The sequence below is a fragment of the Anaeromicrobium sediminis genome (assembly GCF_002270055.1).
GTDB classification, from domain to species: Bacteria; Bacillota; Clostridia; order Peptostreptococcales; family Thermotaleaceae; genus Anaeromicrobium; species Anaeromicrobium sediminis.
Genome location: NZ_NIBG01000014.1, coordinates 64,297 through 79,340, shown reverse-complemented (window position 1 = coordinate 79,340; position 15,044 = coordinate 64,297). Strand labels below are relative to the sequence as shown.

The window sequence follows — 15,044 nt, the reverse complement described above, 5'->3', positions numbered from 1 at the left end:
TGATAATATGGTACAAGTAGGAGAAAAACTTATAGAAGTAAAGGGCCTAAAAAAATATTTTAAGACTAAAAAAGGATTACTACATGCAGTGGATGATGTGAATTTCTTTATAAACAAAGGAGAAACATTAGGCCTTGTAGGTGAATCTGGATGTGGTAAATCTACTACAGGAAGATTGATAATAAGATTACTTGAGGCTACTAGTGGAGAGGTAATATATAAGGGGAAAAATGTACTTGATTTTAATAAGGGAAAGATGAAAGAATTTAGAAAAAATGCTCAAATAGTTTTTCAAGATCCCTATTCTTGTTTAAATCCAAGACTTAGTGTATCAGAACTTATTTCAGAACCTCTTTATGTTAATAAGGCCTATAAAAATAAGATTCAGCTGAGTAATAGGATTGAAGAACTTATGGATATAGTAGGCTTATCCTCTAGACTTATAAATGCATACCCCCATGAGTTAGATGGAGGCCGTAGACAAAGGGTTGGTATAGCTAGGGCATTGGCTTTAAATCCTGAGTTTATAGTACAAGATGAGCCCGTATCTGCCCTGGATGTATGTATTCAAGCTCAAATATTAAATCTAATGCATAACCTTCAAAAGGAATTAGGATTAACCTATTTGTTTATAGCTCACAATCTAAGTGTAGTAAAGCATGTAAGTGATAGGATAGCCGTAATGTATCTAGGTAAAATAGTAGAACTTACTGATTATAAAACCATATTTAAAGACCCACTTCATCCTTATACTCAAGCTTTATTGTCTGCCATTCCTATTCCAAAGGTAGATATGAAAAGGGAAAGAATCATATTAGAGGGAGATGTACCAAGTCCTGTAAATCCACCAGAGGGATGTAGGTTTAGTGGACGCTGTAGACATTGTAAAGACATATGCAAATCACAAACACCAGGCCTCAATGAGATAGAACCAGGCCATTATGTGGCATGTCACTTTGCAAGAAATTTAGGGTAAATAAAAAAAGTCAATTTTAAAATTGACTTTTTTATTTTCTCACATCTACCCATGTGGCATTAGTAATACTTTCTAATTGTTCGGGTGTAATTCTTACAGCTGAATTAGAAGAGCCAGCGGCAGGTAGGACGTAGTCAAACTCCTTAATCCTTTCATCTAAGTAAATCTTCATAGGAGTTTTTAAACCAAAGGGACAAACTCCTCCTACGGCATGTCCAGTAAACTCTAGTACTTCATCAAAATTCAAAAATTTACATTTGCATTTAAATATATTTTTAAACTTTTTATTATCTAACTTATCGTCCCCACACATTACTAATATAATCTTATCCTCTTTAGTATGGCAAGCTAGGGTCTTAGCAATTCTAGCAGGTTCTACTCCATGGGCATTTGCTGCTAATTCTACTGTGGCAGTACTTTCTTCCAATTCATAGATTGGATAATTTAAGTTTCTCTCTTCAAAAAAATGGCGTACACTTTCAATACTCATTTTCAACATCCCCTTAAAACAACTTTTGTAATAAACTGAATTTTTAAACTATAATACCATAAATTTACAAAAAAGCAAGGCAAAAAAGATAAAAAAGGCATACTTCGTACACTTCGCTATGGAACCCTATGGTTCCCTTCGACGCAACTGAAGTTGCTGAGCACCCTCCTTCAAAGAGGCAGGGGAATTTTCCCCTACAACCCCTTATTTTTTTACTTATTCACAGTTTTCAAAATTTATAATTTCCTATAGCGTAAAAAAATAGTGCATGTTGCCATGCACTAAAAAATTATTTGTGTTCTACTAAATCGATAGCACCTAGAGCTATATGGGCTATTCCTAATCCCATAAGACCCCAACCTACCTTATCATCTTTCTTTTTTGAATTCATGGCTAAAGCTGCACCTGTTGCAGTTACAGCAGTACCTAGAAGTGTTGGAATTAAACCTTCTCTAATTCTCATAAAAAGCCTCCTAATTTTAAAGGATATATTTATAATGCATCTTTTTTTTATTATATATCCATGTTAAAAAACTCATTAATAGGAAACTCATAGTATTATATATTAGCTCTTATATAAAATGGAAAAATTTTTAAAAAATAAATATGGTATACATTTTTATCCAAATATTATACCATTTTCATTCATACTTTCAATAATAGCCAATGATTCTACCCTAAGGCCTGATTGCCTTAATTCCTTTCCTCCAGGTTGGAATCCCTTTTCAATAACTATTCCAGCACCTACTACAGTAGCTCCACTCTCCTCTATAATCTCATTAAGGCCAACTAGGGCGTTTCCATAGGCTAAGAAATCATCTATAACTAATACTTTATCATTAGGATTTAAAAATTCTTTAGCAATTAATATATTATATACTTTATTTTTAGTAAAGGATTTAACCTCCCTAGAATAAGTGTCATTATTTAAAGTGGAAGAAGTACTTTTTTTAGCAAAGACTACGGGAACATCTAAGTATATACCAGCAGCTACAGCAGGGGCTATACCAGAAGTTTCTATGGTCACTATTTTAGTTATTTCTTTATCTTTATATAGACGGGCAAACTCTTTTCCCATATCTAACATGAATTTAGAATCTATTTGATGATTTAAAAAACAATCTACCTTCAATACGGTTTCAGATAATACTTTTCCTTCTTTTCTTATTTTATTCTTTAAACTTTCCATATCTAGTCCTCCAATTAGTTATTTATTCTCTAATATTCCCATTAATACTTTCTCTGGTGTAATAGGTAAACTTCTGACATTAACACCTACTGCGTTATATACGGCATGGGCTATGGCTGGTGGAGGAGTATTTATTACTACTTCACCTATGGACTTAGCACCAAAGGGCCCTGTAGGTTCATAACTGCTCTGAAAATCAACTGTAATGTTCCCTATATCCTTTCGACATGGGATTTTATATTGCATGAAAGTGTTTGTAATCATTTGTCCATTCTTGGCATGGGCTACATTTTCATACATGGCCATACCAATACCTTGTACTATTCCGCCTTCTACCTGAATGCGAGCGAGGTTTGGATTTATTACAGTACCACAATCTACTACGGCCACATAATCTATTAAATCTATTTTTCCCGTTTCCTTATCAACTTCAACTTCACAAAAACCTGCTATAAAAGGAGGAGGGCTTGTGTCCCCGCCAAAGGTGCCCTTTCCCATTAAAGTTTCACCCTGTGGTCCTAACGCTAGATTTTGGCTTATTTCATCTAAAGATATTTCTTTGCCTGAATTAGTTTTTACATAAATTCCGTCAAAGGATACATTTTCTACAGATTCATATAAATATTCTGCTCCCACCTTTAGTATTTGTTCCTTTAAGTCTGTGGCAGCCTTTATAACTGCATTACCTGTAACATAGGTAGTACTAGAAGCATAAGAACCCGTATCATAAGGTGATATATCCGTATCGGCAGAATGAACAATTATTTTATCCATGTCTGTACTTAAAACTTCTGCTGCCATTTGACAAAGGATAGTATCACAACCAGTACCCATATCTGTAGATCCCAACAAAAGGGTGTAAAAACCATTGTCATTTAATTTAATAAGGGCAGATGCCGTATCAATATTAGCTATACCAGATCCTTGCATGGTAATTGCCATACCTACTCCTCTAACTTTAGAATCACTAATTACTTGAGCAGGGTATTTTTCATCCCATTTGATTAATTCTTTACCTCGTCTAATACATTCATGTAGAGTACAGCTAGTTAAAGTGACAGGGTTATTATCTGTAGAACCACATAATAGAGGGTGCGAATCTCCTTCTCGTATGAGATTTTTTTCCCTAAGGATAGTAGGGTCCATATTTAATTGAGAGGCTAACTCGTTTATGGCAGATTCTAGGGAGAATATACCTTGAGTAACTCCATAACCTCTTAATGCTCCTGATGGCATTTTATTTGTATATAATACATTTCCACCGTATCTTAAGGCTTTAGCCTTGTTGTATAGGGGGAGGACCTTATTACCTGCCACACTAAATACGGTCCAAGCATGCTCACCATATGCTCCCGTATCAGACAAGGCCTTTATGTCTATTACATTAATAGTACCATCCGTATCGGCTCCTATTTTTACAGTCATCTTCATAGGGTGACGAGCTGTAGAACAACTAAAGGTTTCTTTTCTGTCATAAACTATTTTGGCAGCTTTTCCAGTCTTTAAAGTAACTAGTGCAGGAAAAATTTCTACAGATGCTGTTTGTTTCCCACCAAAGCCTCCACCTATTCGAGGTTTTATAACACGTATTTTACTTTGAGGAATTTGTAAAGCCTTAGCCACAATTCTTCTTACGTGAAATGGAATTTGGGTGGAGCTTACTATGGTAAGTCTATTATTATGATCCATATAAGAGTAAGCTCTATAGGTCTCCATCATGCCGTGGGCTTGAGCTTGAGTATAATAGGACTTTTCTATAATAACTTCACTTTTCTCTAATTCTTCTTCCACATTTCCCGTATATACTTCATAGGATGCAGCAATGTTGTTATCCGTATCTGTACCTATGGGAAAATTCACTTTTAAATCATCTTCTGGATGGATTGTAGAACCATGAGTATGAGCTTCTTCAAAATCAATAACTGGTTCAAATACTTCATAATCTACTTTTATTAACTTCATGGCGCGTAGGGCTGTTTTTTCATCTACAGCAGCTACTATGGCAACTTCATCACCTACATACCTAACATATTCATCTAATATTAATCGATCATAGGGAGATGGCTCTGGATAAGATTGTCCAGCTAAAGTAAATCTTTCTTTAGGAACATCTTCATGGGTAAAGATACATTCTACTCCAGGCAAAGTCTTTGCCTTTTTTGTATCTATATTAATTATTTTTCCAAAGGCATGGGGACTTCTTAATATTTTTATTACTAGAGGATTATGGCATAAATCATCTGTATACAAGGGCTTCCCTGTGGCTATATCCATTCCATCTATTTTTTTTACTGATTTACTTACAAAATCCATTTATACCACCTCCATATACTTCAGTATGGCTCTTAACTGGCCCACATACCCTGTGCAACGACATAAATTTCCTGTTAAATAGTGAATTATATCATCCTTAGTAGGATTTTTAAGCTCCCTTTTCATGGCTAAAACGGTCATTATAAATCCGGGACTACAAAAACCACATTGTTCTGCACCTTCATTTACAAGAAACTCTGCAAATTCTGTAGCTTCTTTCTGAACTCCTTCAATGGTAGTAATGTTTTTGCCATTGGCCTTGATGGCAAGGGTAGAGCAGGATAAGATGGGTTTTGCATCTATCCATATGGTACATAGACCACATGAACCTGTGTCACATCCCTTTTTAACACTTAGATATCCATATTTTCTTAAAACTTCTGATAAAAACTCATCGTATTCTATATTTAAGATTTTATCTTCATTATTTATGGTTACTTTTATTTCCATGTCATAACCTCCCTAATTCCTCTATTAATTAGGACTTTGCAGATTTCTTGTCTAAATTTTTTACTAGCCCTTAAATTACTTCCAAAAACTAATTCTTGGGAGGATAATTCGCATGCATACTCTATGGTATAATCATTGAGTTCATTTTCAGATAAATATGAGGAAGCATTATTAGCTATTTGAGCTTTCATAGGTCTTGCACCTACAGATATCTTCCATTGTCCATCTCTATTGGATAGGGCCACATTTAATATGGCATAATCACTATGGGAATTTCTCATGGATGCAAAGTAGCATTTACTAGAATCCTTTGAAATTATTATTTTAGTTAAAATATCCTTCTCGTATTTATTTTCCAGGAAAGTATCTAAAGGTATGATGCCTCCCTTGTGTAAACAGACTTTAACATCTAAACATAAAAGGGCAGTTATTAAATCTGAGAATCCATATTTTGAATAGACAGTTGCACCTAAAGTTACATTATTTCTAAATTGTATACCTACAATATCTTTTACACATTTGCTTAAGATACCATTAAAGTTATTTTGCAAAATAGGGCTAGTTTCTAAACTACGAAAGGTAGCCATGGCACCTATTTCTACAGTATTATCAGTTTCGCTTATAAAATCTAAATTTAGTTTAGATAAATCTATGGCTGTATTAATGTTCTTAGAGCCCATTCTTAAAAAGGAACAACCTCCTAGAATTACATTATTTCTTCTATTTTGTAGAGTTTCATAGGCTTCCTCTAAATTAGTAGGGATAGCATAATCTTTTATAGTAATCAATTTAAAACCTCCTTTTTATCTATAATCAAATAGGTTTAGGGTTAAGGGTTAAGGGCATTAACTATTAATCCCTAAACTCTTAACTCTAAACCTTTAGCACTTAATTCTATATGAAAAAAGTATATTTATAAGAAAGAAACTATTGAGCCTTTGCTGCTAATTTTACCTTAGGTTGAACTAATTCTTCTTCACTGTCTTCTGGTAAGATGATATTTAATACAAGGGCTATAGTACCAGTTACAACCATTCCAGAACCGCCAAAGATCATTTTTACTGACTCTGGAAAGTGGGCTATTGCCTCTGGAACAGAACCAAGACCAAAACCAAGTCCTATGGCAACGGCAACTATAATACTATTTCTTCCTTGAAGAGGTTCTTTAGTAATTAAGTTAATACCACTAATGGCAATCATGGAGAACATTACGATAGAAGCTCCACCTAATACACTTTGTGGCATTAGAGCAACTAATGCTCCAACCTTAGGGAATAAGCCTGCTACTATTAAAAACATGGCTCCAACTGCTACTGTAAATCTATTCATAATTCCTGTTAAAGCTACTATTCCAACATTTTGACTGAAAGAAGTATTAGGAAGTACATTAAATAATGCTGCGATGGCACTTCCAAAACCATCTGCCATAACTCCACCAGATAATTCCTTATCTGTAGCTTCACGATTGGCACCACCTATTGTAATACCAGAGATGTCACCAACTGTTTCTACAGCAGTAAGTACATACATTAAAAGCATTGCTAATATGGCATCTAAATGGAAAGTCATACCATACTTAAGTGGAGTAGGGAATGATATTAACTTTGCATTAACCACAGGGGAAAAATCTATTTTTCCCATTGGAATAGCCACAATATATCCAACTATTAAACCTATTAAAATGGAAGACATACTAGTGATTCCACGGGTAAATTGCTTAAAGAATAATATTGTGATTAAAACAATACTTCCAAGTAATAGGTTTGAAGGTGATCCAAAATCTTTAGCACCAACTCCGCCAGCAAAGTATTTAACTCCTACAGGAAGTAAGGATAATCCAATTGATAATACGACAGTACCTGTAACTACCGGTGGGAAATATTTTCTAAGTGGTTTTAAAAAAGCACCTATAATCATTTCAAAGAATCCACCTACAAAAGAAGCACCTAATACTCCAGCTAAACCATACTTAGCAGAAATACTAATGGCTGCTGGGAGGAAGCCAAAACTTGTTCCCATTACTATTGGAAGTCTTGCTCCAATTGGTCCAATGGGATAGGTTTGTATTAAAGTAGCTACTCCGGCCATGAACATTGCACATTGAATTAAAAAAGTCTTTTGTTCCATTGGTAACCCCATTGCGTTAGCAACTATTATTAAAGGAGCCACATTCCCAGCAAACATGGCAAGGATATGCTGAAGTCCAAGTAAACTTGCACTAGAAAGTGGTGGGATTCCATCTAAGTCATAAACACTTTTATTGTTTTGATTCATTTTCTATTCCTCCTTAAAAAAAGTAATTAGGGGCCCAAAATATAGGCAAACTTGGCAAAAGTAAAAACTATTATTTCAAAATTATTAAGTGACCCCTGAGAATAAAGTAAAAAATTAAAAAACCCGAACGGGAAGGTTTCATATAAATAAGTGAAACCCTCCCGTCCGGGTTTTCGTCCCAAACAGGATGACATTATAAAAAATAATGCCAATATAATATAGTAGAGCAAAAAGCACGAACTATATTAGACTTCACCCATAGGCAGACAATTTACGGTTGCCCGGTAGAAACTTTCGGTCCATATTACCGAGATTATATGAGTATTTGTTCGTATTAAGTTAGTTACTATGATAACAGAGCCTATTTTTATAGTCAATAGTTTTAGTAATAATTTTTTACTATATTTCACACGAAGAAGAATATGGGACTTTACGAACAATTATGAAAAAAGAACTTATAATGTAAGTTATTATAAAAATTACCAATAAATCGATATATAATTATAATAACTTAGAAATATTATTATAGTTAAGAGATTAGAGCGAAGGATTTAGTGTAAAGGATAAAGGAAAAGAATATTTAATGAAAATAGGGAAGAAACTATAATTGAGTGTAGTTAGGAGGAAGTAAGCGTATTTTTTATGACAGAGGTGATTAGTTGATATACATAATTGGTGATACACATTTTAATCATGCTAAGGTAATTGATTATGAAAATAGACCCTTTGCAGATGTGAAAGCAATGAATAAAACAATGATTAAAAATTGGAATAAGACCATATCAAATAAAGATACTATTTATCATTTAGGAGATTTTGCATGGGGAAATAAGAGGCAAATTAAAAAGATTGTGGGGAAATTAAATGGGTATAAAGTACTCATTAAAGGGAATCATGATAGACAATATGGTAATGAATGGTGGCATAATGTGGGGTTTAATGATGTGATTGATGGTGGTGTCATATTAGATAATTTTTATTTATTATCCCATGAACCCATGTATATTAACTCTCATATGCCCTATGTTAATATTCATGGTCATATACATGGTAATAAAATGGAAGGTGAGGGTTATTATAACGCAAGTGTGGAACTTCATAAGTATAAACCTATCTCTTTTGATTACATAAAAAGCTTATATACAAATTAGTATTTTAGAATGTTGAAAAATACTATTACTTTCTATTATAAAATTTTTAATGGAGAAACCAATACTTGTAAAGGTAGAAAATGTACATAATATAAAGTTAATATGATATAATAAAAAATTGAGGCACATAGATAAATACCATTAGTTTTTACAAACAACTAGTGGTATTTTTATTTCTAAAAAACTTTTTGAAAAGCGAACAAACATTTGTATAAATGGTTAAAATAATATAACATATGTATAGATGGTAAAAGGAAAGGAGAAACTTCATGGATTTATCGATGATGAATGAGGCCCAAAAGAGGGCTGTATTGCATACGGAAGGACCGCTACTTATATTGGCTGGAGCTGGTTCTGGTAAAACTAGAGTTTTAACTCATAGAATTGCATACTTAGTAGAAGAAAAGGGTGTACACCCTGGAAATATATTAGCTATAACATTTACAAATAAGGCAGCAAAGGAAATGGTAGAAAGGGTAGAGGCGCTAATAGAGAAGCCTATGAATTTATGGGTTACTACATTCCACTCTGCTTGCGTGAGAATATTAAGAAGAGAAATAGCTAAAATAGGATACGATAAAAACTTTGTAATATATGATGCTAGTGATCAAAAGACCCTTTTAAAGGAATGTTATAAACAACTTAATATAAATGATAAATTATATCCACTGGCAATGGTCCAAAGTAGGATAAGTTCTGCTAAGGATAAATTATTTACCCCTAATAGATTCAAGAAGGAATATGAAGGGGATTTCCAAATGGAGACCATAGGAAATATATATGCCCTTTATCAAAGAAAGCTTAGGGGAAACAATGCCCTAGATTTTGATGATTTAATATTTAAGACTATAGAGCTATTTGAGGAAAATGAAGATATCTTATGTCTGTATCAAGACAAGTTTAAATATATAATGGTGGATGAGTATCAGGATACAAGTTTAGCCCAATACAAACTAGTATCCATGTTATCAGAAGGTCATCAAAACCTATGTGTAGTTGGGGATATTGATCAGTCAATTTATGGTTGGCGTGGGGCTGATATTAGGAATATACTTAGCTTTGAAGAGGATTTTGCAAGTTCAGTTACTATAAAATTAGAACAAAACTATAGATCTACAAAAACCATACTAGATGCGGCTAACAGTGTTATTAAAAACAATATGAATAGAAAGAGTAAGTCACTTTTTGCTAATAAGGGAAATGGTGAAAAGATAAAGTACTATAGGGCCATGGATGAAAAGGATGAGGCTCGATTTATAGTGAAAAATATAATGGATATGGTTAAAACTGATGGCAGAAATTATAAGGAATGTGCCATATTATATAGAACTAATGCCCAATCCCGTGCCATAGAAGATATGCTTATGAGGGGACATGTTCCCTATAGAATTTATGGAGGACTTAAGTTCTACGACAGAAAAGAAGTTAAGGATATTGTGGCATATTTAAGGCTTATTCAAAATCCTGTAGACGATATATCCTTAAAAAGAGTAATAAATGTACCTAAGCGTGGTATTGGAAATAGAACTGTTGAAAGATTAGTTGAAATGGCAAATGAAACAGGTGAAAGTGTTTACAGTGTACTATTAGATGAAGATATGCTAAAGGGATTCTCTAAAAGGGTAATGGCAGGATTTAGACAATTTACTGATGTGGTAAATAAATGTAGAGAATTAAAGGATGAAATAAAGGCTAGTGAATTAATACAAATAGTGTTAGAAGAGTCAGGATATATAGCAGAACTTGAAAATGAAGATACTATAGAAGCACAAACTAGAATAGAGAACTTACGAGAATTATTATCTGTAGCAAAGGAATTTGAGGCTGACAGTGAGACGGGTCTTTTAATGGAGTTTTTAGAAAAAACTTCTTTATCTACAGATTTAGATTCCATGGATGAAGATGATAATAAGGTGGTTTTAATGACCTTGCATAGTGCCAAGGGGTTAGAGTTCCCTGTAGTATTCCTAGCAGGAATGGAAGAGAGAATATTCCCCATATCTAGAGCACTAGATTCTGATGATGATTTAGAAGAGGAAAGAAGATTATGTTATGTGGGTATAACAAGAGCTGAGGAAATGTTATTTATTACCCATGCTAGAATGAGGATGCTATATGGTAAGACTAATTATAATCCTATTTCCAGGTTTATAGAGGAAATAGATTCTGCTCTATTAGATAGGGATAAGGAAGCCATACAGACTAAAGACAGAAAGGCTCTTGCTCCGGGGGCGGGTATATATAGAGGAACTACTATAAATGAAGCGCCTAAAGCAACAAAGAAGGCTAGTAGTGAAAATGTCCATCCAGGTGCTAAGGTTATGCACGACAAGTTTGGAATGGGTACAGTTATATCTATTAAAGATAAGGCTGGAGATAAGGAGATTACCATAGCATTTCATAATGCGGGAATTAAAAAATTAATGCTAGGCTATGCGCCTATAAATGTAATTTAAGTTAGTTTCAAAGGTAGTCATGATACTTCAAATTTAAATATATATGAATTATTCTAATGGTTAAGAGATTAGAGATTAGAGTTGGGAGTTTTTATTCCTAAACTTTTAATTCTAATCCCTTAACCTTAATTAATGTAGAAGTAAAAATTTCCAAGGTGGTTTATCTATATAATAAAGACAAATTTATGAGTATTAGTAACATATATTATTGTTTATGCATAATTTATATTAGACAAAAGACAAATATAGTGATTCAGCAAATTGAAAATCTACATACCTGAATAAAGGAGGTGGATTAAGTGGCTGATAAACAATGTGGAGGATATGGTTTATTTAATAGCGGTAGTGAATTGTTATTCTTCTTCTTACTACTAGTATTATTGTTCTGTAACTGTGGTTGCTTTGGTGGTTTTGGAGGATATTAAAAAAATATAGGAAATTAAATGTATTTTCTATTTTAAACACCTTCTTACCATAGATATAATACTTGGAACCTTTGTAAAAATCCTTTAAATAGGAGATAGTGAAGTTAGAGTAAAGGTCAATAATGCTAAATAAAAAACCCTTATGATTAATCATAAGGGTTTTTTATTTAGTAAATGGGATAGCGTCCATAAGGTCTTCTATAGTATGGTCTACGCCATATTGCTGCTAAGGCTAGAAACCATAATAATAAAGCACCACCGAAAAAAAATTGACTTTCTGCAATTGGCTCCTCTGATTGGATTGTATTTTGTGAAGGCATGTTTATGCTTAGTAATCTTTTTACCATGTCTACTCTTGGTTGTATCTTTTCTGGATCAAATCCTTCCATTTGTGACATGAGATTAAGATTTTTAATATGCTTTTGTACCATTTCTTGTGGAACTTGTGATTTTACTCTCATCATTTCTCTTAGAATATATTTGTTGGATTTATCTGCATATTTGGCCCTGTATTTATTAAATTCCTCTTGTTGTTCAGCATTTAATAGTATTGGATTAGGCATATACTCAGATTTGTTAGTGGAAGATTTACTCATTTATATTCTCACCTCCCTTATTATGTATGTCCCTTTGCAATAATATAATATGCTCCTTGTCCCTAACTGGTTACAGTGAATTTTAATAGTTAAGAGGTTAGGGATAAAAGTTCTCAACTCTGAACCCTAAACTTTAAACTATTAGAATTATTATTAGGTAAACAGGAAAAATACATATTATGATAGAAATATTTAAATGTATAATTTGGTGACAAGATATATGGTTATAAGGAATAACCAATAATGACAAAGGATGAACTAATGACTGTCTTTTTATGATAAAATATGTCTGTCGCATTAATTAATATTTTGGAGGTTATTATGGATAGAGAAGTGGCAAAAAAAAGAATAGAAGAATTGACAGATGAAATAAATTATCATAATCATAGATATTATGTACTAGATAGTCCAGAAATATCTGATTATGACTACGATATGATGTTAAATGAATTAATAAAATTAGAAGAAGAATTTTCTGATTTAAAAAAGATAGATTCTCCTACACAAAGGGTAGGTGGAAAAGCTTTAGAGTCATTTAATCAAGTGATACATACTGTACCTATGCTCAGTTTAGGTAACTCATATAATAAAGAGGACTTAATAGATTTCCACTCTAGAGTAAAAAAAGTTATAAGTGATAAAATTGAGTATGTGGTAGAACCTAAAATAGATGGTTTATCTGTTTCACTAAAATATGAAAATGGAATATTTGTTCAAGGAGCTACCCGTGGAGATGGTTCTGTGGGAGAAGATGTTACCCATAACTTAAAAACAGTAAAGTCTATTCCCTTAAAGTTAAAGGAAAACATTAATCTTCAAGTAAGGGGAGAAGTGTATATTTCCCAGGAAAACTTTTTAAAGTTAAACAAAATACAAGAAGAAAAGGGACAAAATTTATTTGCTAATCCAAGGAATGCAGCAGCAGGATCCTTAAGACAATTAGATCCTAAAATTGCAGCTAGGAGAAACTTAGACATATTTGTATTTAATATTCAATCTATAGTAGGAAAAGAATTTATTAGCCACTCAGAGGGACTAGAATATTTAAAGAGTTTAGGTTTTAGAGTTTCTGATTATACAATTTGTGACAATATAGAAGATGTAATTAAAACTTGTGAAAATTTTGGAGATAAAAGAGGAAGTCTAGCCTATGAAATAGATGGAATGGTTATAAAGATAAATGATTTATCTCAGAGAGAAGAATTAGGTTTTAGATCTAGAAGTCCAAGATGGGCCATAGCATATAAATTCCCAGCAGAACAACAGGAAACTAAACTAGAGGATATAGTAGTCCAAGTGGGAAGAACGGGAGCATTGACTCCTACTGCCATATTAGAACCAGTAAAGGTGGCAGGAAGTACTGTTAGTCGTGCTACACTCCATAATGAAGATTATATAAGGGAAAAGGATGTAAGAATAGGTGATTATGTAATAATTGAAAAGGCAGGAGATGTTATTCCAGCAGTGGTAAGGGTAGTGATGGATAAAAGGCCAGATGGACTAGAGGAATTTAATATGCCAAAACAATGTCCCGTGTGTGGAGAAGAAACTATTAGGATAGATAAGGAAGCTGTAACCAGATGCGTTAATTCATCTTGTCCAGCACAACTTAGACGTAGTATTATTCATTTTGTATCCAGAAATGCCATGAATATAGATGGTCTTGGAGAATCTATAGTTACCCTATTATTAGATAATGAGTTAATAAAGGATATAGCTGATTTATATTATTTAAAGAAAGAAGAACTATTACCTCTTGAGAGAATGGGTGAAAAATCTGCTACTAATTTAATAAATGCCATAGAAAAATCAAAGAATAATGATTTAGGAAGACTTATATTTGGTTTAGGTATTAAATTAGTAGGAGAAAGGGCAGCAAATTTATTGGCCAGTGAATTTAAAACTATGGATAATTTTATAAAGGCTTCCTTTGAAGAAATAGTAAACATACCTGAAATAGGAGATAAGATGGCAAGTAGTATTATTACTTATTTCAAAGAGGATAAGAATATAGAGGTTATAAATAAGTTAAAAGATGTGGGAGTAAATATGAATTCCCTAAAAATCCAAGATGAGTCAGTAGAAAAGAAGTTTGAAGGTATGACTTTTGTTTTAACGGGAACTCTTACTAAATATAAAAGAAAAGAAGCTAAAGAGATAATTGAAAATCTTGGTGGTAAAGTATCGGGCAGTGTAAGTAAAAAGACTAACTATGTATTAGCAGGGACTGAAGCTGGATCTAAGCTTACTAAAGCTCAAGATCTAGGAGTAAATATTATAAGTGAAGATGAATTTGAAGAAATGGTGAAATAATAGGTGATAATATGTCTATAGATAAAAACACTATTAAAGAAATATGTAAAATAGCTAAAATACATTTAACAAATGAAGAAATAGAAGAAATTGAAAAAGACTTGAATCCTATTGTGGAATATATGGATAGTATGGATGAATTGGATTTAGAAAATGTAGAACCTACATATAGGGTATTTGACAGCATAAATCCTTTTAGAGAAGATGAAGTAAAAGAGTCTTTAAATCATGAAGATGTATTTGCTAATACAGAGAATAGAGAAGGTAATTATTTTAAAATAAAAGGTTAGTCATTAGACTAACCTTTATATATAGGGATTAATTATATTTAAGCTAGGGGGGTGTGAACTTACTTCGGTCATATAAATAAAAAATATTTTATAAGGTAAGTCACTATCAGATTATAGGGTG

Annotated in this window: 14 protein-coding genes and 1 riboswitch; of the genes, 6 read left to right on the top strand and 8 right to left on the bottom strand. The window is 32.8% G+C overall.

Translation table 11 applies throughout. The features are described 5' to 3' along the window. The first annotated feature begins 7 nt into the window (after nt 1-7). Nucleotides 8-976 carry an ABC transporter ATP-binding protein gene (locus CCE28_RS14815; RefSeq protein WP_095134506.1) on the top strand — a complete coding sequence of 323 codons (969 nt, stop codon included), beginning with the start codon at nt 8-10 and terminating at the stop codon, nt 974-976. Between the two features lie 31 nt (nt 977-1,007). On the opposite strand, the gene CCE28_RS14810 is transcribed toward CCE28_RS14815, so the two are convergent. The 7 genes from CCE28_RS14810 to CCE28_RS14780 all read right to left on the bottom strand — a co-directional run bounded on the left by CCE28_RS14810 (nt 1,008) and on the right by CCE28_RS14780 (nt 7,692). Continuing rightward, entirely contained in the window at nt 1,008-1,466 is a 459-nt protein-coding gene (locus tag CCE28_RS14810) for a YbaK/EbsC family protein (protein ID WP_095134505.1), read from the bottom strand. Between the two features lie 289 nt (nt 1,467-1,755). After that, a complete protein-coding gene (locus tag CCE28_RS14805) occupies nt 1,756-1,929 on the bottom strand; it encodes an asparagine synthase (RefSeq protein WP_095134504.1) in 174 nt (57 codons plus the stop codon). Between the two features lie 156 nt (nt 1,930-2,085). Beyond that, nucleotides 2,086-2,655, bottom strand: a complete 570-nt coding sequence (locus CCE28_RS14800; RefSeq protein ID WP_095134503.1) for a xanthine phosphoribosyltransferase — start codon at nt 2,653-2,655, stop codon at nt 2,086-2,088. Nucleotides 2,656-2,673: 18 nt separating this feature from the next. Continuing rightward, nucleotides 2,674-4,968 (bottom strand): xanthine dehydrogenase family protein molybdopterin-binding subunit, encoded by a 2,295-nt coding sequence (locus CCE28_RS14795; protein ID WP_095134502.1) that lies wholly within the window; start codon nt 4,966-4,968, stop codon nt 2,674-2,676. After that, nucleotides 4,969-5,418, bottom strand: a complete 450-nt coding sequence (locus CCE28_RS14790) for a (2Fe-2S)-binding protein (RefSeq protein WP_095134501.1) — start codon at nt 5,416-5,418, stop codon at nt 4,969-4,971. Beyond that, complete coding sequence (locus CCE28_RS14785; protein WP_095134500.1) at nt 5,409-6,206, bottom strand: FAD binding domain-containing protein; 798 nt, start codon at nt 6,204-6,206, stop codon at nt 5,409-5,411. The genes CCE28_RS14790 and CCE28_RS14785 overlap by 10 nt, the downstream gene beginning before the upstream one ends. 139 nt (nt 6,207-6,345) lie before the next feature. Then, nucleotides 6,346-7,692 (bottom strand): uracil-xanthine permease family protein, encoded by a 1,347-nt coding sequence (locus CCE28_RS14780; RefSeq protein WP_095134499.1) that lies wholly within the window; start codon nt 7,690-7,692, stop codon nt 6,346-6,348. Between the two features lie 239 nt (nt 7,693-7,931). Beyond that, nucleotides 7,932-8,033: riboswitch (purine riboswitch) on the bottom strand. Between the two features lie 318 nt (nt 8,034-8,351). Here CCE28_RS14780 and CCE28_RS14775 point away from each other — a divergent pair. From CCE28_RS14775 to CCE28_RS22780, 3 genes are all read left to right on the top strand, one after another. Beyond that, nucleotides 8,352-8,843 carry a phosphoesterase gene (locus CCE28_RS14775; protein WP_095134498.1) on the top strand — a complete coding sequence of 164 codons (492 nt, stop codon included), beginning with the start codon at nt 8,352-8,354 and terminating at the stop codon, nt 8,841-8,843. 269 nt (nt 8,844-9,112) lie between these two features. Then, a complete protein-coding gene (gene pcrA / locus CCE28_RS14770; protein ID WP_095134497.1) occupies nt 9,113-11,299 on the top strand; it encodes a DNA helicase PcrA in 2,187 nt (728 codons plus the stop codon). Nucleotides 11,300-11,598: 299 nt separating this feature from the next. Further along, nucleotides 11,599-11,724 (top strand): hypothetical protein, encoded by a 126-nt coding sequence (locus tag CCE28_RS22780; protein WP_278277566.1) that lies wholly within the window; start codon nt 11,599-11,601, stop codon nt 11,722-11,724. 167 nt (nt 11,725-11,891) lie between these two features. On the opposite strand, the gene CCE28_RS14765 is transcribed toward CCE28_RS22780, so the two are convergent. After that, complete coding sequence (locus CCE28_RS14765) at nt 11,892-12,320, bottom strand: hypothetical protein (protein ID WP_095134496.1); 429 nt, start codon at nt 12,318-12,320, stop codon at nt 11,892-11,894. 321 nt (nt 12,321-12,641) lie between these two features. Between CCE28_RS14765 and ligA the strand changes: the two genes are divergently transcribed. Together ligA and gatC are read left to right on the top strand one after the other, a co-directional pair. Then, the gene (gene ligA, locus CCE28_RS14760; protein WP_095134495.1) at nt 12,642-14,633 is read left to right on the top strand and encodes an NAD-dependent DNA ligase LigA; all 1,992 of its coding nucleotides are present in this window, start codon (nt 12,642-12,644) and stop codon (nt 14,631-14,633) included. Between the two features lie 11 nt (nt 14,634-14,644). Further along, complete coding sequence (gene gatC, locus CCE28_RS14755; protein WP_095134494.1) at nt 14,645-14,923, top strand: Asp-tRNA(Asn)/Glu-tRNA(Gln) amidotransferase subunit GatC; 279 nt, start codon at nt 14,645-14,647, stop codon at nt 14,921-14,923. The last annotated feature ends 121 nt before the right edge of the window (nt 14,924-15,044 follow it).

Excerpts from the sequence above, each read along its gene's own strand:
- CCE28_RS14815 (WP_095134506.1), top strand. The coding sequence starts at position 8 with ATGGTACAAGTAGGAGAAAAACTTATAGAAGTAAAGGGCCTAAAAAAA.
- CCE28_RS14810 (WP_095134505.1), bottom strand. The coding sequence starts at position 1,466 with ATGAGTATTGAAAGTGTACGCCATTTTTTTGAAGAGAGAAACTTAAAT.
- CCE28_RS14805 (WP_095134504.1), bottom strand. The coding sequence starts at position 1,929 with ATGAGAATTAGAGAAGGTTTAATTCCAACACTTCTAGGTACTGCTGTA.
- CCE28_RS14800 (WP_095134503.1), bottom strand. The coding sequence starts at position 2,655 with ATGGAAAGTTTAAAGAATAAAATAAGAAAAGAAGGAAAAGTATTATCT.
- CCE28_RS14795 (WP_095134502.1), bottom strand. The coding sequence starts at position 4,968 with ATGGATTTTGTAAGTAAATCAGTAAAAAAAATAGATGGAATGGATATA.
- CCE28_RS14790 (WP_095134501.1), bottom strand. The coding sequence starts at position 5,418 with ATGGAAATAAAAGTAACCATAAATAATGAAGATAAAATCTTAAATATA.
- CCE28_RS14780 (WP_095134499.1), bottom strand. The coding sequence starts at position 7,692 with ATGAATCAAAACAATAAAAGTGTTTATGACTTAGATGGAATCCCACCA.
- pcrA (WP_095134497.1), top strand. The coding sequence starts at position 9,113 with ATGGATTTATCGATGATGAATGAGGCCCAAAAGAGGGCTGTATTGCAT.
- CCE28_RS14765 (WP_095134496.1), bottom strand. The coding sequence starts at position 12,320 with ATGAGTAAATCTTCCACTAACAAATCTGAGTATATGCCTAATCCAATA.
- ligA (WP_095134495.1), top strand. The coding sequence starts at position 12,642 with ATGGATAGAGAAGTGGCAAAAAAAAGAATAGAAGAATTGACAGATGAA.
- gatC (WP_095134494.1), top strand. The coding sequence starts at position 14,645 with ATGTCTATAGATAAAAACACTATTAAAGAAATATGTAAAATAGCTAAA.